22 protein-coding genes are annotated in these 25,974 nt (G+C 60.9%); 5 read left to right on the top strand and 17 right to left on the bottom strand.

Features of this window, described 5'->3' with window-relative positions:
- Positions 1-63 precede the first annotated feature (63 nt).
- The 7 genes from ACJ8HT_RS20285 to purL all read right to left on the bottom strand — a co-directional run bounded on the left by ACJ8HT_RS20285 (position 64) and on the right by purL (position 11,735).
- Complete coding sequence (locus ACJ8HT_RS20285) at positions 64-987, bottom strand: LysR substrate-binding domain-containing protein (RefSeq protein ID WP_194573044.1); 924 nt, start codon at positions 985-987, stop codon at positions 64-66.
- Between the two features lie 215 nt (positions 988-1,202).
- A complete protein-coding gene (gene glnB, locus ACJ8HT_RS20280) occupies positions 1,203-1,541 on the bottom strand; it encodes a nitrogen regulatory protein P-II (protein WP_004847623.1) in 339 nt (112 codons plus the stop codon).
- A gap of 11 nt (positions 1,542-1,552) precedes the next feature.
- A complete protein-coding gene (locus tag ACJ8HT_RS20275) occupies positions 1,553-3,175 on the bottom strand; it encodes an NAD+ synthase (protein WP_025303930.1) in 1,623 nt (540 codons plus the stop codon).
- Between the two features lie 130 nt (positions 3,176-3,305).
- The gene (gene glrR, locus ACJ8HT_RS20270; protein ID WP_025303931.1) at positions 3,306-4,646 is read right to left on the bottom strand and encodes a two-component system response regulator GlrR; all 1,341 of its coding nucleotides are present in this window, start codon (positions 4,644-4,646) and stop codon (positions 3,306-3,308) included.
- A complete protein-coding gene (gene qseG / locus ACJ8HT_RS20265; protein ID WP_197653304.1) occupies positions 4,643-5,515 on the bottom strand; it encodes a two-component system QseEF-associated lipoprotein QseG in 873 nt (290 codons plus the stop codon). Before qseG ends, glrR begins: the two co-directional genes overlap by 4 nt.
- 3 nt (positions 5,516-5,518) lie before the next feature.
- Positions 5,519-6,955: a sensor histidine kinase gene (locus tag ACJ8HT_RS20260; RefSeq protein ID WP_049200747.1), complete on the bottom strand. Its 1,437-nt coding sequence runs from the start codon at positions 6,953-6,955 to the stop codon at positions 5,519-5,521.
- Between the two features lie 886 nt (positions 6,956-7,841).
- A complete protein-coding gene (gene purL / locus ACJ8HT_RS20255; RefSeq protein WP_197653313.1) occupies positions 7,842-11,735 on the bottom strand; it encodes a phosphoribosylformylglycinamidine synthase in 3,894 nt (1,297 codons plus the stop codon).
- A 275-nt stretch (positions 11,736-12,010) separates the two neighbouring features.
- On the opposite strand from purL, the gene mltF reads away from it, so the two are divergent.
- Entirely contained in the window at positions 12,011-13,471 is a 1,461-nt protein-coding gene (mltF, locus tag ACJ8HT_RS20250) for a membrane-bound lytic murein transglycosylase MltF (protein ID WP_033644113.1), read from the top strand.
- Here mltF and tadA read toward each other — a convergent pair whose 3' ends face one another.
- Positions 13,472-13,978, bottom strand: coding sequence for a tRNA adenosine(34) deaminase TadA (tadA, locus tag ACJ8HT_RS20245; RefSeq protein ID WP_015378796.1), 507 nt, complete (start codon positions 13,976-13,978; stop codon positions 13,472-13,474).
- Between the two features lie 117 nt (positions 13,979-14,095).
- Between tadA and ACJ8HT_RS20240 the strand changes: the two genes are divergently transcribed.
- A complete protein-coding gene (locus ACJ8HT_RS20240) occupies positions 14,096-15,148 on the top strand; it encodes a DUF2157 domain-containing protein (RefSeq protein ID WP_100396633.1) in 1,053 nt (350 codons plus the stop codon).
- A gap of 48 nt (positions 15,149-15,196) precedes the next feature.
- Here the strand turns inward: ACJ8HT_RS20240 and yfhb are convergent, their stop codons facing one another.
- From yfhb to murQ, 3 genes are read right to left on the bottom strand one after another with little or no spacing between them, the layout of a single operon-like run.
- Entirely contained in the window at positions 15,197-15,853 is a 657-nt protein-coding gene (gene yfhb / locus ACJ8HT_RS20235) for a phosphatidylglycerophosphatase C (protein WP_049272836.1), read from the bottom strand.
- Between the two features lie 3 nt (positions 15,854-15,856).
- Positions 15,857-17,224, bottom strand: coding sequence for a PTS transporter subunit EIIC (locus ACJ8HT_RS20230; protein WP_197653305.1), 1,368 nt, complete (start codon positions 17,222-17,224; stop codon positions 15,857-15,859).
- 18 nt (positions 17,225-17,242) lie between these two features.
- Positions 17,243-18,136: an N-acetylmuramic acid 6-phosphate etherase gene (murQ, locus tag ACJ8HT_RS20225; RefSeq protein ID WP_197653306.1), complete on the bottom strand. Its 894-nt coding sequence runs from the start codon at positions 18,134-18,136 to the stop codon at positions 17,243-17,245.
- A gap of 167 nt (positions 18,137-18,303) precedes the next feature.
- On the opposite strand from murQ, the gene ACJ8HT_RS20220 reads away from it, so the two are divergent.
- The 3 genes from ACJ8HT_RS20220 (at position 18,304) to ACJ8HT_RS20210 (ending at position 21,192) form a co-directional block, all read left to right on the top strand.
- The gene (locus ACJ8HT_RS20220; protein WP_142110400.1) at positions 18,304-19,152 is read left to right on the top strand and encodes a MurR/RpiR family transcriptional regulator; all 849 of its coding nucleotides are present in this window, start codon (positions 18,304-18,306) and stop codon (positions 19,150-19,152) included.
- A gap of 143 nt (positions 19,153-19,295) precedes the next feature.
- Positions 19,296-20,840: a phosphoethanolamine transferase gene (locus ACJ8HT_RS20215; protein ID WP_197653307.1), complete on the top strand. Its 1,545-nt coding sequence runs from the start codon at positions 19,296-19,298 to the stop codon at positions 20,838-20,840.
- Positions 20,841-20,931: 91 nt separating this feature from the next.
- Entirely contained in the window at positions 20,932-21,192 is a 261-nt protein-coding gene (locus ACJ8HT_RS20210; RefSeq protein ID WP_025303942.1) for a YfhL family 4Fe-4S dicluster ferredoxin, read from the top strand.
- A gap of 45 nt (positions 21,193-21,237) precedes the next feature.
- Here the strand turns inward: ACJ8HT_RS20210 and acpS are convergent, their stop codons facing one another.
- From acpS to lepB, 6 genes are all read right to left on the bottom strand, one after another.
- Positions 21,238-21,618, bottom strand: coding sequence for a holo-ACP synthase (gene acpS, locus ACJ8HT_RS20205; protein ID WP_019452319.1), 381 nt, complete (start codon positions 21,616-21,618; stop codon positions 21,238-21,240).
- Positions 21,618-22,349: a pyridoxine 5'-phosphate synthase gene (gene pdxJ, locus ACJ8HT_RS20200; RefSeq protein ID WP_025303943.1), complete on the bottom strand. Its 732-nt coding sequence runs from the start codon at positions 22,347-22,349 to the stop codon at positions 21,618-21,620. Before pdxJ ends, acpS begins: the two co-directional genes overlap by 1 nt.
- Before the next feature lie 71 nt (positions 22,350-22,420).
- Positions 22,421-23,152: a DNA repair protein RecO gene (gene recO / locus ACJ8HT_RS20195; RefSeq protein WP_004929165.1), complete on the bottom strand. Its 732-nt coding sequence runs from the start codon at positions 23,150-23,152 to the stop codon at positions 22,421-22,423.
- Positions 23,153-23,158: 6 nt separating this feature from the next.
- Complete coding sequence (gene era / locus ACJ8HT_RS20190) at positions 23,159-24,067, bottom strand: GTPase Era (RefSeq protein WP_004929162.1); 909 nt, start codon at positions 24,065-24,067, stop codon at positions 23,159-23,161.
- Positions 24,064-24,744, bottom strand: a complete 681-nt coding sequence (gene rnc / locus ACJ8HT_RS20185; protein ID WP_004929158.1) for a ribonuclease III — start codon at positions 24,742-24,744, stop codon at positions 24,064-24,066. The genes era and rnc overlap by 4 nt, the downstream gene beginning before the upstream one ends.
- A 235-nt stretch (positions 24,745-24,979) precedes the next feature.
- Complete coding sequence (gene lepB, locus ACJ8HT_RS20180; RefSeq protein ID WP_033644122.1) at positions 24,980-25,957, bottom strand: signal peptidase I; 978 nt, start codon at positions 25,955-25,957, stop codon at positions 24,980-24,982.
- Between the last annotated feature and the right edge of the window lie 17 nt (positions 25,958-25,974).

Here is a 25,974-nt window from a genome sequence, read left to right as displayed (position 1 = left end):
TTTAATCAGCCTAAGCGAGCCTCTGGCGGGCAACAAATTCTAAATACTGAACGCCGCGTTCGATTAAATCGAATGCTTAAGCCCGGCGGCATGTTTGCTGCCGTTCTCGCGCGCGATGGTAAGGAACGGCGTCACCAGCTCCGGCCGCGCGCTGCCGCGCCGCCACGCCAGCCCGATATCCAGCGGCTCCAGCAGATCGTCCAGCTTGCGCGCTTCGATCATGTTGCCCTCGAGCGACCAGGCGCGGTACGCCATGTCCGGCTGGATGGAGACCCCCATCCCCGCCGCCACCAGGCTGCGCACCGCCTCGGTCGAGGCGGTCTTCATGGCGATCTCCGGCTTCAGCCCAGCGCGCGACCAGATGCGCCGCGCGTGCACGTCCATTTCATCGGCGTTGAGCTGGATCAGCGGCTGTTTGGCCACGTCCGCCAGGCTGATGCTCTCGTGCTCCAGCAGCGGGTGCAGCGGCGGCAGCCAAAGGCGATACGGCGAGTGCATCAGCACCTCGGTCTGCAGCGCGTCGCGGTCTTCGATGTTCGACAGGATCAGCACGCCGATGTCGATCTCGCCGCTGACCAGCAGATGCTCGATATACGGGCGCTCGTCTTCAACCACCTGCACGGTGACGTTGGGATAGGCCGATTTAAAGCGCGTGAGCAGCTCCACCAGAAAGTAGCCGGCCACCAGGCTGGTGACGCCGACGGTCAGCTTGCCGGTCAGGCTTTCGGTGCCGATCTGCAGGCTGCGCTTGGCGTTGTCCACCGTCGCCAGGATCAGATACGACTGGCGCAGAAACTGATGCCCCTGATGGGTCAGCGTCATGCCCTTGGCGTGGCGATCGAACAGCCGCACGCCGATCTCGGTTTCCAACTGCTGGATCGCCAGTGTCAGCGAAGACTGGGAGACAAACACCGTCTGGGCGCCGGCGGAGATCGACCCGGTTTCCGCCACCGCGATGAAGTGGCGGATTTGGCGTAACGTCATCATGGGGATGATTCCTCAAGCAAAAACATTGCGTTGAGTGTAGCCGCCGGCCGCGAAGCGATCGGGAAAAGTATCAAAAACGCGATAGCGTTCGCTTTTTTAGAATGCCGACGAGCAAAAAGAGGGAAACGGCGAGGCGAGGAAGCATGATGCGCGGGGGGCAGAAATGACAAGGGCGCAGCACGCTGCGCCCTGATGGCCGATGATCCTGCGGAGGATCAGATCGCTTCTTCGTCCTGCTCGCCGGTACGGATACGCACCACGCGCGCCACGTCGAAGACGAAGATTTTGCCGTCGCCGATCTTGCCGGTCTGCGCGGTCTGCATGATGGTTTCCACGCAGGTGTCGACGATATCGTCGGCAACCACGATCTCGATCTTCACCTTAGGCAAAAAGTCGACCATGTACTCGGCACCGCGGTACAGCTCGGTGTGGCCCTTCTGGCGGCCGAAGCCTTTCACTTCGGTAACCGTCATGCCGGTGATGCCCACTTCGGCCAGCGCTTCGCGGACGTCATCCAGTTTGAACGGCTTGATAATCGCGTCGATCTTTTTCATCTTCTTTCCTTTTACCAATTTTTGCGGCCAAAACCGGATGTGATGGGGTAGCGGCGGTCTTTGCCGAAGTTACGGGCGGTGATGCGCGGCCCGACGGCGGCCTGACGCCGCTTGTATTCGTTGATGTCCACCAGGCGGATCACCTTGCGCACGATCGCTTCGTCGAACCCTTCGGCCACCAGATCGGCAACCGACTTGTCGCGTTCAACGTAGCCTTCCAGGATCGCATCCAGGATATCGTACGGCGGCAGGCTGTCCTGATCGACCTGATCCGGCGCCAGCTCGGCGGACGGCGGACGATCGATCACCCGCTGCGGGATCACGTAGGAGACGGTGTTACGGTATTCGGACAGCTTGAACACCAGCGTTTTCGGCACGTCCTTCAGCACGTCGAAACCGCCGGCCATATCGCCATACAGCGTGGCGTAACCCACCGCCATTTCGCTCTTGTTGCCGGTGGTCAGCACGATGCTGCGGCGTTTGTTGGACAGCGCCATCAGCACTACCCCGCGGCAACGCGCCTGCAGGTTCTCTTCGGTGGTATCGCGCTCAGTGCCGGCGAACATCGGCGACAGCTGGCCCATAAAGGCGTCGAACATCGGTTCGATGGAGACGATATCGAACTCCACGCCGAGGATTTCCGCCTCTTCCTTGGCGTCGGCGATGCTGATATCCGCGGTATAGCGGAACGGCATCATCAGCGCCTGCACCTTGTCTTTACCCAGCGCATCCACGGCGATCGCCAGCGTCAGCGCCGAGTCGATGCCGCCGGACAGGCCCAGCACAGCACCCTTAAAGCCGTTTTTGGTCACGTAGTCGCGCACCGCCAGCACCAGCGCCTGGTACACCTGCGCCAGCTGCGGCAGCTCAGCGGCCGGATCGGCCATCGGCACCACGGCCAGCTCGTTGAATTCCAGGCGAGTCACCTGCTCGTCGAAGGCCGCCAGACGGTGGGTCATGGTGCCGGCGGCGTCGAATACCTTGGAGCAGCCGTCGAAGATCAGCTCATCCTGGCCACCGACCTGGTTGAGGTACACCAACGGCAGCTGGGTGCGCTGGCAGTGGCCGGCCATCAGCGTTTTGCGGATATACGGCTTTTCGCGGTTATACGGCGAGGCGTTGATCGACAGGATAATCTCCGCGCCGGCCGCCTTGGCGGCGTCGATCGGCTCAGGGAACCACAGATCTTCGCAAATCAGCAGCCCCAGACGGTAGCCTTTCAGCTCCACCACGCAGGTGTCGTTGCCGGCGTGGAAATAGCGCTTCTCATCGAACACGCCGTAGTTCGGCAGCTGCTGCTTGAAGTAGCGGGTCAGCAGGCGGCCTTCGGCAAACAGCGACAGCGCGTTATACAGCTTGTCTCCTTCACGCCACGGGTGGCCGACCAGGATCGCCGTCTCGGCGGAGGCCTGCTGCAGGCGCAGCAGCTGCGCGTCGCAGCGCTGATAGAAGTCATTGCGATACAGCAGATCTTCCGGCGGGTAGCCGGACAGCGCCAGTTCGCTGAACATGACCAGATCGGCTCCCGCCTTCTGCTGCTCCTGCACGATTTGCAACATGCGTTCGGTGTTGCCTTCAATGTCGCCGACCAGCAGGTTCAGCTGGGCCAGGGCGATGGAAAGTGATCTGCTCATTTGTGTACGATCCCGCTTAATACGTTCCATGGTGCTCTACGCCGGGGCGCGCCGCGGCAAAGAGAACGGAGTGTAAATCATTCCGCCGGATTTGTTGAGAACCTGCGTGGCAGGCGCCGGCGGGAAACTGTCATTCTTTAAAATCGTTGGCGTCCAGCTCGTGGCGCGACAGCAATTTGTAAAACTCGGTGCGGTTACGACCCGCCATGCGTGCGGCCTGGGTCACGTTGCCCTTGGTGATCTGCAGCAGCTTGCGCAGGTAGTGCAACTCAAACTGGTTGCGCGCTTCGGCAAAGGTCGGCAGCGCGGTGTTTTCCCCTTCCAGCGCCTGCTCCACCAGCGCTTCGCTGATCACCGGCGCCGAGGTCAGCGCCACGCACTGCTCGATGACGTTGACCAGCTGACGCACGTTACCCGGCCAGCTGGCGGTCATCAGCCGCTTCATGGCGTCGGTCGAGAAGCTGCGCACGAACGGCTTGTGCCGCTGAGCCGCTTCGCGCAACAGGTGGTTGGCCAGCAACGGGATATCTTCGGCGCGTTCGTTGAGCGCCGGGATCTTCAGGTTTACCACGTTGAGGCGGTAGTAGAGATCCTCGCGGAACTCGTTCTTCGCCATCGCCTTTTGCAGATCGCGGTGGGTGGCGGAAATGATGCGCACGTCAATGTCCAGATCGCGGTTACTGCCCAGCGGCCGCACCTTGCGCTCCTGCAGTACGCGCAGCAACTTCACCTGCAGCGACAGCGGCATATCGCCGATCTCGTCGAGGAACAGCGTGCCGCCCGCCGCCGCCTGGAACAGCCCTTCGCGACTGCTGACCGCGCCGGTAAAGGCGCCCTTGGCGTGGCCGAACAGTTCGGACTCCAGCAGCTGCTCCGGCAGCGCGCCGCAGTTGATGGCGATGAACGCCTTGCCAGCGCGCGGGCTGGCGGCGTGGATCGCCTGCGCCACCACCTCTTTACCTGTGCCGCTCTGGCCGTTGATCAAGACGCTGACGTCGGACTGCGCCACCATTTTCACCTGCTCCAGCAGGCGCAGCATCAGTGGGCTGCGGGTGACGATGTCTTCGCGCCAGGCCTCGTCGCCGGCCGGGGTGGCCGACAGCGCGAGCGCTTCGTCGATGGCCTTATACAGCGCATCGCGATCCACCGGTTTGGTGAGGAAGCTGAACACCCCCTGCTGGGTGGCAGCCACCGCATCGGGAATCGAACCGTGCGCGGTGAGGATGATCACCGGCATGCCCGGCTGATGCTTTTGGATCTCGGCGAACAGCGCCATGCCGTCCATCTCGTCCATACGCAGATCGCTGATCACCAGATCGATCTGTTCGCGCGCCAGCAGGCGCAGCGCTTCCTGGCCGCTTTCGGCGGTGGTGACGTGAAAACCTTCGCTGGTCAGACGCATGCCCAGCAGCTTCAGCAGGCTGGGATCGTCATCAACCAATAACAGGTTGGCCGGTTTGCGTGCGGTCATTGCGCGTGGGACTCCTTATTGGCAGGGTGCGGCGTATAGGTGTCTTCCGGTTCAACCGGCAGCGCGGTGCCTTTTTCCGGTTCGTCCTGCGATTCAGCCCCTTTGGCGGCCGCGCCGCTTTTACCGGCGGATTCGCCCTTTTGCGAGCCTGCGCTGTTTTCCGGGATTTCCCCTTGCAGCTGCTTGCGCGAAGAGAGCTGGCGCTCGATATCGGTCAGGTTCTCCAGCTTGCGCGAGGTGTCCTGCAGCTGCGATTGCAGACGCGCCTGGCTCTGGCGCAGCGAATCGATCTGGCTGTCGCTGCTCTCCTGCAGATGCTGATAGCGCGCTTTCTCATCGAACAGCGTGATCTGCAGCAATTGCTGCTGGCGCCACAGCTGCGTCAGCGGACGCAGTGAACCGGGGAATTCCATCCGGTAGCTGTTGATCCGATCGATGATCTGGCGGCGTTCGCCGGAGGTCGGCTGTGCGCTGCCCAGCAGGATGCTCTGTTTGAAAACGCCGGACCAGCTGTCGCCAGGCACCGTTTTCGCCAGCGCACGCGCCTGGGTCGACCCGATGCGATCGGCGCAGTCCATCGCACGCAGCCAGTAGAGCGAGTTATCCAGCGCGTCCTTGTCGTCCAACTGCCACAGGGTATCGCAAGCCGCGGTGCGGTAATCGATCACCTTGGTATCCGGGATCGCCTCTTGCTGCTGAGGGTTCAAGCCGCCGCTGACGGCGCGATCGACGCAGCCCGCCAGCAACAGCGGCATAAAGAAGACGGCGCCCAACCAGCTGATCGGGCGTTTGCCGAGCGGCGCTCTGTGCGTGGCACGCGGTGAACGTTCGGTCTGTGAAAGACGAAGGCGTTTAGACCATGTGTACATTATTTATTCATTCTCGGCGGTTAACGGCAGTTCAATGCGGAAGCAGACGTCTGCACCGGCGACCGTCGCCAGTTGCAGCTCACCGCGCATGCGACGGATACAGTCCTGAGCGATGCTCAACCCCAGTCCGCTTCCTTTTACCGCCCCTTTTCGCTGGTGACTACCCTGGAAAAAAGGCTCGAAAATCATGGCTCTTTCAGCCTCGGGGATCGGCGTGCCGGTATTGGCGACGTCGATTTGCACCCGTTGTCCAACCTGACGGCTGCGGATCCAAATGTTACCGGATTCCTTGCCGTAGTGCACCGCATTGGAGTAGAGATTATCCAGCACGCGCATTAATAGCGTAGGCTCTGCCCAGCAGATTTCCGCCTCCAGCGTAATTTCGGTGGAAATCATCTTCGCCCGCGCCGGCAAACTGTGCGCGGCGACCACCAAATCGACCATTTCGCGCAGCTCGACGTTCTCGTGTTCCGCCGGGCCATCGGCCAGTTTGCGGTTGTAATCCAACAGCTGTTCAATCAGCTGCTGCAGATGGCGGCTGCTGTTGTCGAGGATCGCCACCACCTCTTTCTGATCGGAAGTCAGCGGCCCCGCCACCTCGTCGGCCAGCAGTTCGGTGCCTTCACGCATGCTGGCCAACGGCGTTTTCAGCTCGTGTGAAATATGGCGCAAGAACTCGTGGCGCTGCGACTCCAGCCACGCCAGCCGCTCGCTCAGCCAGATGATGCGCTGCGCCAGCGAACGCAGCTCGCGCGGCCCTTTGAACGACGCGGTGCTGCCCAGCGCGCGCCCTTCCCCCAGGCGGTTGATCATCCGCTCCACGGCCTTGACCGGCCCGATGATCATGCGGGTGAACAGCACCACCAGCAGCACGCTGACCAGGAACAGCAGCAGCGCCTGCCAGCCGAAGAACTGGCCGCGCTCGGCAATGGCCTGCTGCAGCTGCTGGCCGCGCGAGAACACCACCGCGCGCGTGGCCTGCACCATTTCGGCGTTGGAACGGGAGAACGACTCGAGCAAGGCGGAAGCCTCTTGGTCCGGCCCGCTGTTATGGCATTTGATCGCCGCCAGCTGGGTCAGCAACTGGCGCAGCGTTTGGTAGTAGCGCTCGTCCGGCAGGATCGGCGCGTGGGCGTCCAGCATCTGCGAATACTGCTTGCGCTGGTTCTGGTACAGCTTCTGCAGCGTAGGATCGACCAGCACGCAGTACTGACGATAACTGCGCTCCATCTCCAGCGCCACGCTGGTCATCGCCTCGCTGCGCCGCGCGTCCACCAGCGTGGTGCGGTTGATGTCCGCCGCCTGCGCGCTGAGGTGATCCAGACTCTGGTAGGCCTGATAGGCCAGCACCAGCAGCGGCAACAGCACCAACAGGAACGCCAGCAGCACCAATTGCCGCAGCGAACGGGGGAATAAACGCCATTTTTTCAACGAAATCATCTCATTCTCTCAGCTCTGTCACGATGCTAACTGACTCGCCGGAAAGAGAAAAGCCCGGCAAGGGAGAATCCTGAACGCGCCAGGAAAAAGCCGTGGGATCGGTGAACCGCGCCCATAGGCCTGGCCTGCCGACGACATGCGGCCCCGGCAGCATCAACCGGTGCGAAAGCGAGAGTATGGGGAAAACGTCTGCGTTCGAGGGCATAGGCAACGAAACAGGGATAAGCGCAGCGTTGAGAATTGACATCGGGGCAAGAAACTTGCCCCAACGCAAGGAAAGTGTGGATGCCCTTGAACCTCGTCCCCAGGGTGATGTAGCGCAGCGGCTGGCATCGAACAGGACGAATAGCATCCGTAAGTATCCAGGATTGATGAACCCTTCATCACAGTTGGATACAGGCGGTGCCTCACTCCACGTGTCGCCCGATGCTTGATAAAGCCGTTTGCACGGTCTGTTATCGGTTTGGTTGGACGATAGGCACCATTTCTTTGGCATCATTCGGAGGCTTATGAGGCGATTTGCCGTCTAATTACGGCGCCGTCATAAAAAGTTGAATGAGCAACTGACGAGAATAATGCACGTTGCATGCCAACTTTGCAATTAAAACTATAAATTGATGATTTTATTAAAAATAAAATTATATCAGCAAATTTCTTTGCGCATCACGCCCCGATGAACGATGAAAAAAACGCCGCGCTGTCGCCAAATGCAGACAACTAAAGCCAAACCCGCTTACCACCAATAAAATCAAACAGTTAAATGTCTCCATTTAGCGACAGGGAAAATAGCGCCTGTCGCAAAATGCAGACACTGCCGCCAGTCGGCGAACGCCGGCCATAAAAAAGGGCGCAATTGCTTGCGCCCTCTGTACGGTGGTGGCCGTTTTTAGCCCAGCTGCTTACGGGCGTTGCGGAACATGCGCATCCACGGGCTGTCCTCGCCCCACTCTTCCGGGTGCCAGGAGTTGCTGACCGTGCGGAACACGCGTTCCGGGTGCGGCATCATCACCGTGGCACGCCCGCTGGCGCTGGTCACGGCGGTAATGCCGTTCGGCGAACCGTTCGGGTTAGCCGGGTAAGCTTCCGTTACCTGGCCGGCGTTGTTGACGAAACGCAGCGCCACCAAACCGTGGCTTTCCAGCGCCGCCAGATGCGCCGCATCGCGCACTTCGACATGCCCTTCACCGTGGGAAACGGCGATCGGCATACGCGAACCGGTCATGCCCTGCAGGAACAGCGACGGGCTGGCCGCCACTTCCACCAGGCTGAAGCGCGCTTCGAAACGATCCGACAGGTTGCGCACAAAGCGCGGCCAGTGCTCTGCGCCCGGGATCAGCTCGCGCAGGTTAGACATCATCTGACAACCGTTGCACACGCCCAGCGCCAGCGTCTGCGGACGGTGGAAGAACGCTTCGAACTCGTCGCGCACCCGCTCGTTGAACAAGATAGACTTCGCCCAACCTTCGCCGGCGCCCAGGACGTCGCCGTAAGAGAAGCCGCCGCAGGCCACCAGCGTATGGAAGTCCTGCAGATCGCGGCGCCCTGCCAGCAGATCGCTCATGTGTACGTCCACCGCGTCAAAGCCGGCGCGGTGGAACGCCGCCGCCATTTCAACGTGGGAGTTCACCCCCTGTTCGCGCAGCACCGCCACTTTCGGGCGAGCGCCCTTGGCGATATACGGCGCGGCGATGTCTTCCTCCGGTGCGAAGGTCAGCTTCACGTTCAGGCCGGGATCTTGTTCATCCTGCTTGGCCTGATGCTCCTGATCGGCGCACGCCGGGTTGTCGCGCAGGCGCTGCATCTGCCAGGTGGTTTCCGCCCACCAGGTGCGCAGCGTATTGCGGCTTTCGCTGTACAGCGCCTTGCCGTGTTGGGTGATGACGAAACGATCGCCGGCCTGCACGCTGCCGATGTGATGCACGTTGTCGGTCAGTCCGTGCTGCGCGAACGCCTGTTTCACGTCGTCGAGACGTTCGGCGCTCACCTGGATCACCGCGCCCAGCTCTTCGTTGAACAGCACCGCCAGTGCATCGTCGCCGAGACCGTCGAGATTGACGTCCACGCCGCAGTGACCGGCGAAGGCCATCTCCGCCAGCGTCACCAGCAGGCCGCCGTCGGCGCGGTCGTGGTAAGCCAACAGCGCTTGATCGGCCACCAGCTGCTGCATGGCGTTGAAGAAGCCCGCCAGCTGCGCAACGTTGCGCACGTCGGCCGGTTTGTCGCCCAGTTGGCGGTAAACCTGTGCCAGCGCGGTGGCACCCAGTGCGTTATGGCCGTTGCCCAGATCGATCAACAGTAGCGCGCTGTCGCCCTTATCGGTGCGCAGCTGCGGCGTCACGGTGTGGCGCACGTCCTCCACGCGGGCGAAGGCGGTGATGACCAGCGACAGCGGCGATGTCATTTCGCGCTGTTCGTTGCCTTCCTGCCAGCGGGTTTTCATCGACATGGAGTCTTTACCCACCGGGATGGTGATGCCCAGCGCCGGGCACAGCTCTTCGCCCACCGCTTTCACCGCTTCGTACAGGCCGGCATCTTCGCCCGGGTGGCCGGCGGCGGCCATCCAGTTGGCGGACAGCTTCACGCGCTTCAGGCTGCCGATCTCGGTGGCAGCCAGGTTGGTCAGCGCTTCCCCGACTGCCAGGCGGCCGGAAGCGGCGAAGTCCAACAGCGCCACCGGCGCACGTTCGCCGAGCGACATTGCTTCGCCGTAGTAGCTGTCCAGGCTGGCGGTGGTGACCGCGCAGTCGGCTACCGGGATCTGCCACGGGCCGACCATCTGGTCACGCGCCACCATGCCGGTAACGGTGCGATCGCCGATGGTGATCAGGAAGGTTTTCTCCGCAACGGCCGGCAGATGCAGCACGCGTTTCACCGCGTCGGCCAGCGTGATGTTCTCACGCTGCACCGCCTCGCCACTTGCCTGCAGGCGGGTAACGTCGCGGGTCATTTTCGGCGTCTTGCCGAGCAGCACGTCCAGCGGCATGTCGATCGGCTGGTTGTCGAAGTGGCGGTCGTTCAACGTCAGGTGCTGTTCTTCGGTCGCTTCGCCGATCACCGCATAAGGTGCGCGCTCGCGGCGGCAGATCTCGTCGAACTGCGCCATCTGCGCCGGGGCAATCGCCATCACGTAACGCTCCTGCGATTCGTTGCACCACACTTCCAGCGGGCTCATGCCCGGCTCGTCGTTGAGGATATCACGCAGCTCGAAGCGGCCGCCGCGGCCACCGTCGCTCACCAGCTCCGGCATGGCGTTGGACAGGCCGCCGGCGCCGACGTCATGAATAAACAGGATCGGGTTCTGGTCGCCCAGCTGCCAGCAGCGGTCGATCACTTCCTGACAGCGGCGCTCCATTTCCGGGTTGTCGCGCTGCACCGAAGCGAAGTCCAGATCGGCATCGGACTGGCCGGACGCCATCGACGAGGCCGCACCGCCGCCCAGGCCGATATTCATCGCCGGGCCGCCCAGCACCACCAGCTTGGCGCCGACGGTGATTTCCCCTTTCTGCACGTGATCGGCGCGGATGTTGCCGATGCCGCCCGCCAGCATGATCGGTTTGTGGTAGCCGCGCAGCTCGACGCCGTTGTGGCTGTTGACGCGCTCTTCATAGGTACGGAAGTAGCCCAGCAGCGCCGGACGACCGAATTCGTTGTTGAACGCCGCGCCGCCCAGCGGGCCTTCGGTCATGATATCCAGTGCGGTGACGATGCGTTCCGGCTTGCCGAAATCCTGCTCCCACGGCTGTTCAAAGCCGGGAATACGCAGGTTGGATACCGAGAAGCCCACCAGGCCGGCTTTCGGCTTGGCGCCGCGGCCGGTTGCCCCCTCGTCGCGGATCTCGCCGCCGGAGCCGGTCGCGGCGCCCGGCCACGGCGAGATCGCCGTCGGGTGGTTGTGGGTTTCCACCTTCATCAGGATATGCGCTTCTTCCTGATGGTAATCGTACTGGCCGTTCTCCGGCGCGGCGAAGAAGCGGCCAACCTGCGAGCCTTCCATCACGGCGGCGTTGTCTTTATACGCCGACAGCACGTAGTCCGGCGTCTGCTCATAGGTGTTCTTGATCATCTTGAACAGCGATTTAGGCTGCTGTTCGCCGTCGATGATCCAATCGGCGTTGAAAATCTTGTGGCGGCAGTGCTCGGAGTTGGCCTGCGCGAACATATAAAGTTCGATATCCGTCGGGTTGCGCCCCAAACCGGTAAAGGCATTCAGCAGGTAGTCGATCTCATCCTGCGCCAGCGCCAGGCCGAGCCGGACGTTAGCCTGCTCCAGCGCGGTGCGCCCTGCGCCCAGCACGTCGACCGACTGATACGGCGCCGGCTGATGGTGCGCGAACAGCTGTTCGGCCTGTTGCAACTCGCTGAAGACGGTTTCCATCATGCGATCGTGCAGCAGCGCGGCGAGCTGGCGCCACTGGGTTTCCGTCAGCTCGGGCGCCTTGACGTAGAACGCCAGGCCGCGCTCCAGGCGCACCACCTGTTGCAGACCGCAGTTATGGGCGATGTCTGTCGCTTTGGAAGACCAGGGAGAAATGGTGCCCGGACGCGGCGTGACCAGCAGCAACCGGCCTTCAGGGGCATGTTCGGCGAGAGAAGGACCGTACTTGAGCAGCCGCTGAAGTTTGGCGTGTTCTTCGGCACTTAGCGGTGCGCTAACATCGGCAAAGTGGACGTACTCGGCGTAGATATAACTGACGGGCAGGTGGGCGTCCTGGCAGCGGGACAGCAGTTTGGTAATGCGAAAAGCCGATAAAGCGGGCGAACCACGCAGAATTTCCATAATCAAAGTTCTCTCGTCTTCGAAGCGGCGGATAAGACGCTTCATTGGGCGCAACAGGGGAAAACGCGCGCCATTATAGAGAATCCTCGCCGCCGACGAAACCGTTTGCGTAGGGATTATTGATAAAAGCGTGCCGCACCGTCGAATTGTCATAACGTGTCAATAAAGTTGCACACTGGCGTTTTGTTGCGCAAAATGCCCCCCGCACTGGTGATTTAACCATGAGAAAAGTCGCGGTTGTCGTCGCCGGTGTACCTGTGCCACCACTGGATAACTATTTGAAACGTCTTAAAATAAACTACATCCTCATCGGCGTTGTCACCCTGCTTCTGGCTCTCGCGCTGTGGCCCAATATCACCTGGCGCAGCGGCCAGGGCGGGCAACTCCAGGAGATCATCTCCCGCGGCGAGTTGCGTATCAGCACGCTGAACTCCCCGCTGACCTATTTCAACACCAAGCAAGGGCCGGGTGGGCTCGACTACGAACTGGCCAAGCGCTTCGCCAACTACCTCGGGGTGAAGCTGGTGGTGATCCCCCATCAGAACATCAATGACCTGTTCGACGATCTGGACGATGACGACGCTGACCTGCTGGCGGCCGGCCTTATCTACAACCAGGAGCGCCTCAGCCGCGCGCGCACCGGCCCGGCCTACTACTCCGTTTCCCAACAGCTGGTGTACCGGCTGGGTACCCCGCGGCCAAAAGGCTTCGCCGACATTAAAGGCAAGCTGGCGGTCGCCTCCGGTTCCGCGCACGTCAGCACGCTAAAGCAGCTCAAGCAGGATAAATACCCGGATCTCGCCTGGGAGTCCTCCAGCGATCTCACCTCCAAAGAGCTGCTGGAGCGAGTGGCCGACGGCAAGCTGGACTACACCCTCGGCGATTCGGTAACCATCGCGCTGCTGCAGCGCATCCATCCGCAGCTGGCGGTGGCGTTCGACGTCACCGACGAAGAGCCGGTCACCTGGTACCTCAAACGCGACGGCGACGACAGCCTGTACGCGGCGATGCTGGACTTCTACAGCCAGATGGTGGATGACGGCACCTTGGCGCGGCTGGAAGAGAAGTACCTCGGCCACGTCGGCAGCTTCGACTATGTGGACACCAAAACCTTCCTGTCAGCCATCGACTCGGTGCTGCCCAACTTCCGCCCGCTGTTTGAGAAGCACGCCAACGAGATCGACTGGAAGCTGCTGGCGGCCATCGCCTATCAGGAATCGCATTGGAATCCGCAGGCTACTTCGCCCACCGGCGTGCGCGGCCTGATGATGCTGACCCGCGCCACCGCCGACGGCCTGGGGGTCAACGACCGCCTCGATCCGGAAGAGAGCATTCAGGGCGGCGCCCTTTACCTGCAACGGCTGATGGCCAAGGTGCCGGACAGCGTGCCGGAAGACGAGCGCATCTGGTTCTCGCTGGCGGCCTACAACATGGGCTGGGGCCACATGCTGGACGCGCGCAAGCTGACCAAGACGCAAAAAGGCAACCCGGACAGCTGGGTCGACGTCAAACAGCGCCTGCCGATGCTCAGCCAGAAGCGCTACTATCCGCAGCTGACCTACGGCTATGCGCGCGGGCGTGAAGCCTACAACTATGTAGAAAACATCCGCCGCTACCAGGTCAGTCTGGTGGGCTATCTGCAGGAAAAAGAGAGAAAGGCGGCGCAAGCGGCCGCCGAGCAGGAGGCGTTGGGGAAAGGCTACCCGACGGTGATGCCGGAACTGGCGCTCAACTACTGATTATTCCGGCTTATCCGCCGCCCGCTGCGCCAGCCTGAGCGCTTTTTTCTGTTCGCGGCGCAGGCGGAAGAAATTGCTCAGGGTGGCGGCGCATTCGTCCGCCAGCACGCCCGAGACGATCTCCACCTGATGGTTCATGCCCGGATGGCGCAAAATATCCACCAGTGAACCGGCCGCGCCGGTTTTCTCGTCGGCGGCGCCATACACCAGCCGGCGGATGCGGCTGTGCACCATCGCTCCGGCACACATCACGCACGGCTCCAGCGTGACGTACAGCGTGGCGTTCAGCAAACGGTAGTTTTGCAGCACCGCGCCGCCCTGGCGCAGCGCCATGATCTCGGCGTGTGCGGTAGGATCGTGTCGGCCGATCGGTCGGTTCCAGCCCTCGCCGATGACCTGATTGTCCAGCACCAGCAGCGCACCCACCGGCACCTCGCCCTCTTCCTGCGCGCGCAGGGCCAGCTGCAATGCCTGACGCATCCAGTACTCATCGTTATATTCAGTCATCGCATAATTCCTCGTGCGCTTTTGCGGCGGGCATTATACACACTAGCCTCCCTTTGTCGTAGCCGCCCGCCAATGGCTATACTGGCCGAATCAGCGTGTGATTCAGGGACCAGAAGCATGAAACTCAGTAAAAAGAACGCCGTCGTGGTGCGCAAGGCGCTGGACGGCTGGGTGGGAGAAGGCGCCTTGACGCCCGAACAACGGCAGCAACTGCTGCAGCATGTGGCCGTGCAGCCTTTCGACTGGCGGCGGCTGGCGCGCTATGCGTTTCTCGCCGCGCTGGCCTCGCTGCTGATCGCCGTCACCAGCCTGTTCGCCGACAGCGAACTGCTTGCATGGCTCAGCGGACTGTTCCGCTTCGACGCGCCGGTGCGCATGGCGATCGCCGGCGTACTGGCGGCACTGGCCTACGTCTGGGCGCTGCGTCGCCGCCGGCGCCACCCGGAAAAACGCTACGGCAATGAGGCGGCGCTGTTTGTCGCCGTGTTGCTCACCGCCTGCGCCTTATGGCAGCTGGGGGTCTGGCTGGATAACGGCAGCGGCCGGGTTTCCGTGCTGCTGCTGTTCGCCGCGCTGCTGTACGGCGCGATCGGCTGGTTCAGCCGATCCGGGCTGGTGTGGTGGTTTGCCCTGCTGTCGCTCGGCAACGCCTTCGGCGCCGAGACCGGCTACCTGTCCGGCTGGGGCGCCTACTGGCTCGGCATGAGCTACCCGATTCGCTTTATCGCCTTTGGTGCGGTGCTGATCGCCGCCGCGCTGCTGTTGCGGCCGCTGTTGGCGCAGCGCGGCCTGCAGCGGGTGTCGCTGGCGATGGGCCTGCTGTACCTGTTTATTGCCCTGTGGCTGCTGTCTATCTTCGGCAACTACGGCGATCTCGACAGCTGGTACAGCGCGCGCCAGATCGAGCTGTTCCACTGGAGCCTGCTGTTCGGGCTGGCTGCCCTCGCCGCCATCTGGCTGGGGTTGAAGCATGACGACGCCATGCTGCGCGGCTTCGGGCTGACCTTCCTCGGCATTAACCTGTATACCCGTCTGTTCGAGTTTTTCTGGGACAGCATGCCGAAGGCGGTTTTCTTCGTGCTGCTCGGCCTGAGCCTGTGGGCGCTGGGGCATTATGCGGAGAAGATTTGGCAGCTGGGGCGCAAGCCGCACGACGTGACCGACGACTGATCGCGCTGCCGATATAAAGCAGAAAGGGCGGAATCTTCCGCCCTTGGTTTATTCCAGCTGCTGCAGCTCACCTTGCTTGCTTACCCGCCAGCGGTGCTCACAAAAGAACAGCAGCGGATTATCCTGCTTGCTGTCGCTGTAACCGCTGTACAGCTTCAGCGGCGCACCGAGCCGCTGCTCCAGCTGCACCACTTTCTGAGCCCCCAGGCAGCGCAGAGTCAAGACCCAGCCGCCGCAGCGGCGTGTGATGCGGCTGCCGATCAACCGCACCCGCGGCAGAAACGCCGAATCGCGATACACCTGCTCCACCAGCCGCTCCGGCGATCCGGTAATCAGCCACACTTCGGCATCGTGCTCCTCCAGGTACTGCCGCAGCCGCATTTGCACCACCGGAAATGCGGTCACCTTCTGGCGAAAGGCCTCGATAAACTGCCGCTCCAGCGCCTTTAGCGTCGTTTCGGAACGCCCGAAAGTGATCGCCCACAGCAGCAGGCTCATCGGCCAACGCGCGGCGCGCCCCAGCAGCAGCAGCGCCAGACCGATCGGCAGCAGCAGCGGTATCACCAGCAACAGGTTCAGCGGTAAGCGGCGCAGCAGAAAACGCAAGAAACTGCCGAACATATCCTCCTGATGCAGGGTGCCGTCCAGATCGAAAAAGACCACGCGGCGCCCCTCTGCGGCCGGTTGTTGCTGCTTGTCGCTCAAACGCTACTCCTCGGGATCGTTGAACCCCATCATCCAGGTGAAGAGAAAACCGGCGATAATCGTAATCAGCATCCCCGCCAGATACAACATCACCTTACCTGAGACGATGGTCAACGCCAAAGGCAGCCCCGAAATGCCGAAGGTGATCACCGTCGCCACCTTCCAGTAGCTGATGAGCGCTCCACCGACCGCACCGCCGAGGCAGGCGCCGATAAACGGCCGGCCCAGCGGCAGCGTCACCCCAAAGATCAGCGGCTCGCCGATGCCGAGAATGCCGACCGGCAACGCCCCTTTGATCACCTTTTTCAGCCGCGCATTGCGGGTTTTCAACAGCACCGCCAGCGCCGCCCCCACCTGCCCGACGCCGGCCATCGCCAGGATCGGCAGCAGCGGGTTGGAACCGTGCGCCTGCACCAGCTCGACGTGGATCGGTACCAGCCCCTGATGCAGACCGGAGAGCACCAGCGGCAGGAACAGCCCCGAGAGCAGCGCTCCCACCAGCAGCCCGCCCTTGTCGATCGCCAGATTGGCGCCGTGGGCGATGGCGTCGGAGATAATGCCGCCGATCGGCTGCAGAATCAGGATCGCCAGCGAGGCGGTGACCAGCGTGGTCAGCAGTGGGTTAAGGATCAGTTCGACCGATTCCGGCAGCAGCGTGCGCAGGCGTTTCTCCACCCAGCACATTAACGCTACCACCAGCAGCACGGCGATCACCCCGCCTCGCCCCGGCTGCAACGCCTCGCCGAACAAGGTAATCTGCGCCAGCGCTGGGCTGGAGAGAATGCCGGCCATCACGCCGCCCATTGCCTGAGAGCCGCCGAATACCCGCGCGGCGTTGACCCCGACCAAAATGTTCATGATGGCGAACACCGCGCTGCCGAAGATCGCCAACAGCCCCAGCACGTTCGGGTAGTCCACCGCCAGCTGGCCGGCGATGTCAGGCCGTTTCAGCAGGTTGATGATGCCAGTGATCAGGCCCGAGGCGATAAACGCCGGGATCAGCGGAATAAAGACATCGGCCAGTTTTTTCAGCGCGCCGCTCATCGGCGCAGCATATTTCTGTTTGGCCTGCGCTTTGGTGCGGGCGGCGTCACCGACGGCGACGACGGGCTGCGCGCTTCCGCTCAGCAATTCGCGCATGGCATCCACCACCTTGGCGGCGGCGCCCGGGCCGACGATAAACTGATGCTGCTCACCTTGCTTGATATAGCCCTTCACGCCGGGCAGGTGCCTGAGGGCGGCCAGATCCAGGCGCTGCTCGTCGCTGACCTCGACGCGCACTCGCGTCATGCAGTTCTCCAGTTTGAGGATATTGCCCTCGCCCCCCACGCCCGCCAGGATCTGTGTCGCCAATGCCGTTGTCTTGTCCATCGCCGCCCCCACCGTGAATTAACGCGCCAGCGCCGCGCGCAGGTAGCCGTCGTGCCGCTGCAGCCGCTGCTGCGCCTCTTCGGCGCTGACGCCGGCCAAAAGCATCAGGATCGCCGGTTTGACTTCGAAGCCGGTCTGCGCCAGCGCCGCCTCCGCCTGAGCGCGTTCGGCGCCGGTCGCCTCTACCACTATGCGGCAGGCGCGATCCACCAGTTTGACGTTGGTGGCCTTCACGTCCACCATCAGGTTCTGGTAAACCTTGCCCAGCTTGACCATCGCGCCGGTCGACAGCATGTTGAGCACCAGCTTCTGTGCGGTGCCGGATTTCAGGCGCGTCGAGCCGGTCAGAGCCTCCGGCCCCACCACCGGCGAGATCGCCACCTGCGCTTCGTGCGCGATCGGCGAATCCGGGTTGCAGGAGATGGCCGCCGTCGGGCAGCCCAGCCCGCGCGCATAGCGCAGCGCACCGATCACATAAGGCGTGCGCCCGGAGGCCGCCAGCCCCACCACCATATCGACGGCGGTGAGGTTCAGCGCCCGGAGATCGGCTTCGCCCAGGGCCTCATCGTCTTCCGCCCCTTCCACCGCTTTAAGCAACGCGCCCGGCCCGCCGGCGATCAGCCCCACCACCACGCCGTGCGGCACGCCGAAGGTCGGCGGGCACTCGGAGGCATCCAGCACGCCCAGGCGGCCGCTGGTGCCGGCGCCCAAATAAATCAGCCGCCCACCGGCCTTCAACGCCGCCGCCGCCAAATCGACCGCCTGCGCAATCGCCGGCAGCACCTTTTCGATCGCCTCCGGCACCTTGCGGTCTTCCTGGTTAAAGCAGCAGACCATCTCCAGCGTCGACATCTCATCCAGACTCATGGTGGCCGGGTTGCGGGTTTCCGATACCAGTGCGCCTAAGTTCATCTGTTCACCTTTGAATTTTTAATTCACAAAATTAAATCAATATTTGAATATTTTATTCAACAAAGCGAGCGCTATTTGCTATTTTAACGGCGAGCTCACAAAAATTTTCACCGCGCGTTTTCGCCGCCTGCGTGGCAAAATGGCCGCTGGTTTCCAGGGAAAGATCAATGAGTACCCTTCTGCGCATTCGCCAGATGTATCCGACACTGGCGCAAAACGACCGCAAGCTGGCGGATTTTTTGCTGAACAACGCCGAGCAGGCGCGCCATCTCAGCTCGCAAAAGCTGGCCCAGCTGGCCGGCATCAGCCAGTCGAGCGTGGTGAAGTTCGCCCAAAAGCTGGGCTATAAAGGTTTCCCGGCGCTGAAGCTGGCGTTGAGCGAGACGCTGGCCCAGCCGCAGGCCGAACCGGTCGTGACCGTTCACAACCACATCCTCAGCAGCGACACGCTGAAAACCGTCGGTGAAAAGCTATTGGCGGAAAAGCACGCGGCGCTGCGCGCGACGCTGGACATCAACAGCGAAGAGCGGCTGCATCAGGCGCTGGACATGCTGCGCCAGGCGCGCCGGGTGATGCTGATCGGCATCGGCGCTTCCGGGCTGGTGGCCAAGGATTTTTCCTTCAAGCTGCTGAAAATCGGCGTGATGGCGGTGGCCGAAGCGGACATGCACGTTCAGCTGGCGGCAGTGCAGGCGCTGGACAAACGCGATCTGCTGCTGGCTATCTCCTTCAGCGGCGAACGACGTGAAATCAATCTGGCAGCGGAAGAGGCGCGCCAGGCCGGCGCCAGGGTATTGGCGCTGACCAGCTTCTCTCCCAACGGCCTGCAGCAGCGCGCGGATCACTGCCTCTATACCATCGCCGAAGAGCCCCACACCCGCAGCGCGGCCATCTCCTCCAGCACGGCCCAGTACGCCCTCACCGATCTGCTGTTTATGGCGCTGATCCAACACGATCTCGATCATGCCCGCGACCGCATCAAGCACAGCGAACAATTGATGAAAAAGTTGGTTTGAGGCGTATAATGGCGGCCGATAAAACGCCGCCAGCTCAATTATTTCCATTCTATGCATTCGAAAAATAATGTGCGGGCGGTGACCTGCTTAATTATCAATCAATAATTAAGCATGCATGGACAGCATTATTTAACGATACCATTATGAATACACACACAGTCATTTTAGATAGATTACGGCATTCCGTTACTCATCCGCTCCTGCGCGCCTTTTTGTTTTATGCCATTACTGCATTGATACTCATCAAGGCGATGGGATACGGCGGTAGCAAAGGCATTGATATTCTTTTTATTGCGCTTATCCTACTATTATTATCTGCCCACTCGCTTACCCGTTACGGCCTGATTATTCCGTTTATTCTACTGTGCGCCTTGTATGCGCCGGTCGGGGCCATTTACGGTTCCCCGTCAGCAGCCGTGGTGTCCGCCCTGCTGCAAACCAACCGTACAGAAGCGGGTGAGTTTCTGCATACCCTTCCGGCCAGCTGTTATTTGCTGCCTGCCGTAATATTTACCATGCTTATTATTTTAAAAAGGTTTATTTGGCGACAAGCGCTACCCAAAAAAGTCATATTGCCTTTGCTGGCGTTATTTGCGGTTATCGTCATCGCCAGAATATTCAGCGGTGGCTTGGTTAAGCTTAAATTACCTGACTTCTTTTTATCCACTTACTCCGCTTACGATCAATATCAACAGCAGATTGATGAATTAAACACCGGCGTTTCAGAGCCGGACTCTTGGTCGATCACCGCCGGCGCGCCGAATAATGAAAACTATGTCATTATCGTCGGAGAAAGTATGCGCAGGGATCATATGTCTTTATTTGGTTATCCGGTCTCCACGACGCCTTTTTTGGATAATGCCAAGGGACGGTTTTACAGCAATTATATTTCTACCGCGCCGAATACGTTCGAATCGCTCCCCCGCACGTTGGCTTTAAGCAACGGCCACAACATTGCCATCGGGGATAATATCATCACCTTGGCAAAAGCCGCCGGCCTCAATACCCACTGGCTGTCCAATCAGGGCATGTTCGGGCAATTCGATACGCCGGTATCAAAAATCGCCATGTTCAGCGATAACCATTACTTCCTGAAGAAAGGTGACTTCCAATCGCGCAGTACCGATGATGACGCGCTGCTGCCAATATTTGACCAATTATTGCGTCGCCAGGGGCAAGGCAACCTGTATGTGTTGCATCTGATGGGCTCACACGCCGACTTCTGTGAAAGGCTTAACGGTGAGCCACCCAGCATCGAGTCACAGGATCATGAGTTAGCCTGTTATCTCTCCACCTACCGTAAGACCGACCGTTTTATCGAGCAGGCGTATCAGATGCTCACTAAAAATGGCGCACCGTTTAAGCTGTTCTATTTCTCCGATCACGGTCTTTCCCATAAGGATATCGGCGGCCTACGCTCTCTGCGCCACGGCGGCGATACCCGACAAAATTATCAGGTGCCGTTGCTGGTGCTGAGCGATCGTGACCAACAGCATCAGGTTATTGATGCCCCCTTGAGCGCTTTTGACTTTATCGGTTTATTTGCTCAAGAAGCGGGAATACGGATTGCCCATCCGGAGGTGATGCCCACGATGCGTATGGCGGATACCGATAAGCGCTGGGTGTTTGACGGGCAGAGAATGGTTGATTTCGATCAGTTGGCTGACGACCCACCTGAGTTACCCTAAGCGGTAAGATGACGAAAAAACGCCCGCCGCGCGGCGATTCTGTGATAGATTGCGCGCCAGCCCGAGCACACCGATGGAAAGATAACTGACAATGGCACTGCTGATTACCAAGAAATGCATCAACTGCGACATGTGCGAGCCGGAATGCCCGAACCAGGCGATTTCGATGGGCGATGAGATTTATCAGATCGATACCGATCGCTGCACCGAGTGCGTCGGCCATTATGATACGCCGACCTGTCAGCAGGTTTGCCCGATCGACAACACCATCATCACCGATCCGCAGCATCGCGAGAGCAACGAACAGCTGTGGGACAAGTTCGTGGTGCTGCACCACGCCGATCGCATTTAATCCGCCGCAGGACTGACAAGGGCGCCACAGGCGCCCTTTCTATTTTCAGCTTTCGACGATCACCGTCGCGCAGGCGTAGCGCCGTTCGTCGGCCAGCGAAACGTGGATCGCGGCGACCCCCATCTCCCCGGCCAGCTCGGCGGCGCGGCCGTGCAAACGAATATTCGGCTTGCCCAACGCATCGTTGAACACTTCGAACTGATTGAACGCCAGACCGTTGCGAATGCCGGTGCCGAACGCCTTGGCGGCGGCCTCTTTCACGGCGAAACGTTTGGCCAGAAAGCGAATCGGCTGCTGGTGCTGCTGATACAGCGCCCACTCGGCGTCGCTCAGCACGCGGCGCGCCAGACGATCGCCGCTGCGCTCCACCACCGCCTCGATACGCGCCATCTCGACGATGTCGGTACCCAGCCCGAGCACCGCCATTACCGGCGCGCTTCCCGCATCAGCACTTTCATGTCGGCAACCGCGGCCGGCAGCCCGCTCATCACCGCCTGGCCGATAATCGCATGGCCGATGTTCAGCTCGTGCATTTCCGGCAGCGCGGCGATCGGCTGCACGTTGTGATAGGTCAGGCCGTGGCCGGCGTTGACCTTCAGCCCCTTCTCGGCCGCGTAGGCGGCGGCTACCGCGATGCGCCGCAGCTCGGCCTGTACCGCCAGCTCGCCCTGCGCTTCGGCGTAGGCGCCGGTGTGGATCTCGATATAAGGAGCGCCCACCGCCACCGCCGCGTCGATCTGGCGATGATCGGGATCGATGAACAGCGAGACCAAAATGCCCGCCTGCGCCAGGCGCTCAACCGCCACGCTCATTTTGTCCAGCTGGCCGGCGACGTCCAGGCCGCCTTCGGTGGTCACTTCTTCGCGTTTTTCCGGCACCAGGCAGCAGAAATGCGGCTTCAGCTCAATGGCGATGTCCAGCATCTCGTCGGTCACCGCCATCTCCAGATTCATGCGCGTCTGGATGGTCTGGCGCAGCAAGCGCACGTCGCGGTCGGTGATGTGGCGGCGGTCTTCGCGCAAATGCACGGTAATGCCGTCGGCCCCCGCCTGTTCGGCAATGAATGCCGCCTGAACCGGATCCGGGTATTGGGTTCCGCGCGCGTTACGTAACGTGGCGATGTGATCGATATTGACGCCCAGCAGCAAATCAGCCATGACAACCTCTAAATACGATTTTCAGTGCCAGCAGTTTACACGCGGGCGCAGGGCGGCAAAAGGGGAAAAGGTCAGGCGTCGTCGACCGGCGTATTCGGCTGTTTGCGCACGAACTGGCGGAACAGTTCGCGGCTCTTCAACGGCTTGCCGCCGAGGTAGGGTTTCAGCGCCATACGGGTGAAACGCTTGGCGGCGCGCAGCGTCTCGGCATCGGGAAACTGCCGCTCCGCCAGCGCGCGCAGTTCGCGCCCGGTGAAGCTGTAGTGATCCACCACCAGGCTGGCGATAAAGCCTTTCTCTTCGCGGTAGCGGTAGGTCATGGCGTCATCCACCGGCAGGCCGCTGCCGGCGCAGTGCAGGAAATCGAGGCCGTAGCCCAGGTGGTGCAGCAAGGCCAGTTCGAACTGACGCAGCGCCTGCTCCGGCGAGCTGTCTTCCGCCGCCAGCGCCTGCAGGCATTGCAGATAGTCGAAAAACAATACCGAGTAGTTGGTTTCCTGCTCCAGCACGCGCGCCAGCAGTTCGTTCACGTACAGGCCGCTGTAAAGCATCATGCCGCTGAGAGGTAAACCGAGGGAAACCGCTTCGGCGTTGCGCAGCGTTTTCACTTCGCCGCGGCCGCCCCAGCGCACTAACAGGGGGGTAAAGGGTTGCAGGCAACCCTTCAGATTGGAACGGCGGCTGCGCGCACCTTTCGCCAGCAAGCGCACCCGCCCATGACCTTCGGTAAACAGATCCAGCATCAGACTGGTTTCACTGTACGGCCGCCCATGCAGGACGAAAGCGCGCTCCCAGCCGTCCACGGATCGTTACTTCAGATCGTCAACATAGCCCAGGCTGCGCAGCGCACGTTCGTCGTCCGCCCAACCGGATTTCACTTTCACCCACAGCTCGAGATGCACTTTGGCGTCGAACATCTGTTCCATGTCCTGGCGCGCTTCGATGCCGATGGTTTTGATCTTGGCGCCTTTGTTGCCGATGACCATTTTCTTCTGGCCTTCGCGCTCGACCAGGATCAGGCCGTGCACATCGTAGCCGCCGCGATCGTTAGCCACGAACTGTTCGATTTCCACCGTCACCGAATACGGCAGCTCTTCGCCCAGGAAACGCATCAGCTTCTCGCGGATGATCTCAGACGCCATAAAGCGCTGGGAGCGATCGGTGATGTAGTCTTCCGGGAAGTGGTGTTCCGCTTCCGGCAGCAGCTTGCGCACGATGCCGGCGATGGTGTCGACGTTCATCCCTTTCTCGGCGGAGATAGGCACCACGTCGAGGAAGTTCATCTGCTGGCTGAGGAACGCGATGTGCGGCAACAGCTTGGATTTGTCGGTGACGTTATCAACCTTGTTGATCGCCAGCAATACCGGGCAACGCAGGCTGCGCAGCTTGTTGACCACCATTTCGTCGTCGGCGGTCCAGTTGGTGCCTTCGACCACGAAGATCACCAGTTCGACGTCGCCGATCGAGCTGCTGGCCGCGCGGTTCATCAAGCGGTTGATGGCGCGTTTTTCTTCGATGTGCAGCCCTGGGGTATCGACGTAGATCGCCTGATAGGCGCCATCGGTATCGATGCCCATGATGCGGTGACGGGTCGTCTGCGGCTTACGCGACGTAATGGAAACCTTCTGCCCCAGCAGTTGGTTCAGCAACGTCGATTTGCCCACGTTCGGGCGGCCGACGATGGCGATAAACCCGCAGTGTTGTTTTACTTCGCTCATTCAAGCTCCAGCTTTTTCAGCGCTTGTTCCGCTGCCGCCTGCTCGGCTTTACGGCGGCTCGAGCCGGTGCCCACCACGGGCTCGCTCAAACCACTCACCTGGCAGTGGATGGTAAACTCTTGGTCGTGCGCTTCACCGCGAACCTGCACCACCAAATAAGAAGGCAACGGCAGATGACGCCCCTGCAAAAATTCCTGCAAACGGGTTTTCGGGTCTTTCTGCTTATCACCGGGGCTGATTTCGTCCAACCGGCTGCGATACCAGTCCAAAATCAGACGCTCGACGGTCTGGATGTCGCTGTCCAGGAACACGCCGCCGATCAATGCCTCCACCGTATCCGCCAGGATTGACTCGCGGCGGAACCCACCACTTTTCAATTCGCCTGGCCCAAGCCGCAGACATTCGCCCAGGTCAAACTCGCGCGCCATCTCCGCCAGCGTGTTGCCGCGCACCAGCGTGGCACGCATGCGGCTCATATCGCCCTCGTCTACGCGAGGAAAGCGGTGATAGAGCGCATTGGCGATGACAAAGCTCAGAATCGAGTCACCCAGAAACTCAAGACGTTCATTGTGTTTACTGCTGGCGCTGCGGTGAGTCAAAGCCTGCAGTAAAAGCTCCTGCTGTTGAAAAGTGTAGCCCAGCTTCCGCTGCAGCCTGTTTATTACGATGGGGTTCATGAGTTACCAATAGATCAAGAATGCGTCAAAAACTTGCAGCATACGGAACAGGCCTGCTTCGCCGAAAGCCGATCCAAAGCTGTTTCGTTTGCAGTGGCTCCCAGCAGGAGCCAACTTTTTATCGCTCGAGAAAGTATTCTACAACGAGTGGAAACATAATGCTGTGTTTATATCCCCTTAATCTTTCACGCCGCAGTAGGCTGCGGCGTGAAATAGACAGAGAATAAGTCAGCGATTAATGAATGCCGCCGATCCGGCTGAAACGCACGCCGGTAGGCCACTCACCTTCCTGCTTTTCAAAGCTCATCCAGATGGCCGTGGCTTTACCCACCAGATTCTTCTCCGGCACAAAGCCCCAGTAGCGGCTGTCCGCGCTGTTATCGCGGTTGTCGCCCATCATGAAGTAATGCCCGGCCGGCACCACCCACTCCGCCAGCGGTTTGCCCGGCTGTTGGTAGTAAGCGCCCACCTGATCCTGCGTGCCCGGCACGGTCAGGATGCGGTGGGTCACGTTGCCCAGGCTCTCCTGACGCTCGCGCAGACGAATGCCGCCCTGCGGCACGTTGTCGTTCAGCGGGATTTGGTAGAAGCCGTTGCTGGCCTCACCCATGCCGCTGCGGCTGAACAGCTGCACGAAGTCGCTCGGCTGGGCGTCCGCGTAGGTCACCGCCAGCGCGGTATCGCAGGACTGCCCGCTGTTGCAGGACGGCTGCACCGTAACGCGCTTATTCACCGGATCGTAAGTAATACGATCGCCCGGCAGGCCAATTACGCGCTTGATATAATCCAGTTTCGGATCCAGCGGATATTTAAATACCGCAATATCGCCGCGCTTCGGATGGCCGGTTTCAATGAGCGTGGTCTGGGTAATCGGATCTTTAATGCCGTAGGCATATTTCTCCACCAGAATGAAATCGCCAATCAACAGCGTCGGCATCATTGAGCCGGACGGGATCTGGAACGGTTCGTAAATAAACGAACGCACCACAAAGACCAGCAACAGCACCGGGAACACCGATGCGCCAGTCTCTACCCAACCAGGCTGCTTTGCCACTTTCGCCAGCGTTTTATCGTCTACGGCGCCCGCGGTCTGCTCGTTGACCGCCGCGATCTTCGCGCGGCGGGCCGGCGCCCATTTAAAGCGCTCGAAGCACCAGATGATCCCGGTGACCAGGGTGGCCAACGCCAGGATCAGGGCAAACATATTCGCCATGCAAACTCCCTCGTTTC

The sequence above is a fragment of the Serratia sp. CY44782 genome (genome assembly GCF_052168715.1).
GTDB classification, from domain to species: Bacteria; Pseudomonadota; Gammaproteobacteria; order Enterobacterales; family Enterobacteriaceae; genus Serratia; species Serratia nevei.
Note: the sequence above shows the minus strand (reverse complement) of the source record. Positions and strands in the feature narration are given on the sequence as shown.

What these genes read in the sequence shown, in the direction of transcription:
- ACJ8HT_RS20285 (WP_194573044.1), bottom strand. Translation starts at nt 987, where the DNA reads ATGATGACGTTACGCCAAATCCGCCACTTCATCGCGGTGGCGGAAACC.
- tadA (WP_015378796.1), bottom strand. Translation starts at nt 13,978, where the DNA reads ATGACTGAATATAACGATGAGTACTGGATGCGTCAGGCATTGCAGCTG.
- ACJ8HT_RS20240 (WP_100396633.1), top strand. Translation starts at nt 14,096, where the DNA reads ATGAAACTCAGTAAAAAGAACGCCGTCGTGGTGCGCAAGGCGCTGGAC.
- qseG (WP_197653304.1), bottom strand. Translation starts at nt 5,515, where the DNA reads ATGTACACATGGTCTAAACGCCTTCGTCTTTCACAGACCGAACGTTCA.
- ACJ8HT_RS20220 (WP_142110400.1), top strand. Translation starts at nt 18,304, where the DNA reads ATGAGTACCCTTCTGCGCATTCGCCAGATGTATCCGACACTGGCGCAA.
- ACJ8HT_RS20215 (WP_197653307.1), top strand. Translation starts at nt 19,296, where the DNA reads ATGAATACACACACAGTCATTTTAGATAGATTACGGCATTCCGTTACT.
- era (WP_004929162.1), bottom strand. Translation starts at nt 24,067, where the DNA reads ATGAGCGAAGTAAAACAACACTGCGGGTTTATCGCCATCGTCGGCCGC.
- ACJ8HT_RS20210 (WP_025303942.1), top strand. Translation starts at nt 20,932, where the DNA reads ATGGCACTGCTGATTACCAAGAAATGCATCAACTGCGACATGTGCGAG.
- acpS (WP_019452319.1), bottom strand. Translation starts at nt 21,618, where the DNA reads ATGGCGGTGCTCGGGCTGGGTACCGACATCGTCGAGATGGCGCGTATC.
- murQ (WP_197653306.1), bottom strand. Translation starts at nt 18,136, where the DNA reads ATGAACTTAGGCGCACTGGTATCGGAAACCCGCAACCCGGCCACCATG.
- glrR (WP_025303931.1), bottom strand. Translation starts at nt 4,646, where the DNA reads ATGACCGCACGCAAACCGGCCAACCTGTTATTGGTTGATGACGATCCC.
- ACJ8HT_RS20275 (WP_025303930.1), bottom strand. Translation starts at nt 3,175, where the DNA reads ATGAGCAGATCACTTTCCATCGCCCTGGCCCAGCTGAACCTGCTGGTC.
- ACJ8HT_RS20260 (WP_049200747.1), bottom strand. Translation starts at nt 6,955, where the DNA reads ATGATTTCGTTGAAAAAATGGCGTTTATTCCCCCGTTCGCTGCGGCAA.
- glnB (WP_004847623.1), bottom strand. Translation starts at nt 1,541, where the DNA reads ATGAAAAAGATCGACGCGATTATCAAGCCGTTCAAACTGGATGACGTC.
- pdxJ (WP_025303943.1), bottom strand. Translation starts at nt 22,349, where the DNA reads ATGGCTGATTTGCTGCTGGGCGTCAATATCGATCACATCGCCACGTTA.
- rnc (WP_004929158.1), bottom strand. Translation starts at nt 24,744, where the DNA reads ATGAACCCCATCGTAATAAACAGGCTGCAGCGGAAGCTGGGCTACACT.
- ACJ8HT_RS20230 (WP_197653305.1), bottom strand. Translation starts at nt 17,224, where the DNA reads ATGGACAAGACAACGGCATTGGCGACACAGATCCTGGCGGGCGTGGGG.
- lepB (WP_033644122.1), bottom strand. Translation starts at nt 25,957, where the DNA reads ATGGCGAATATGTTTGCCCTGATCCTGGCGTTGGCCACCCTGGTCACC.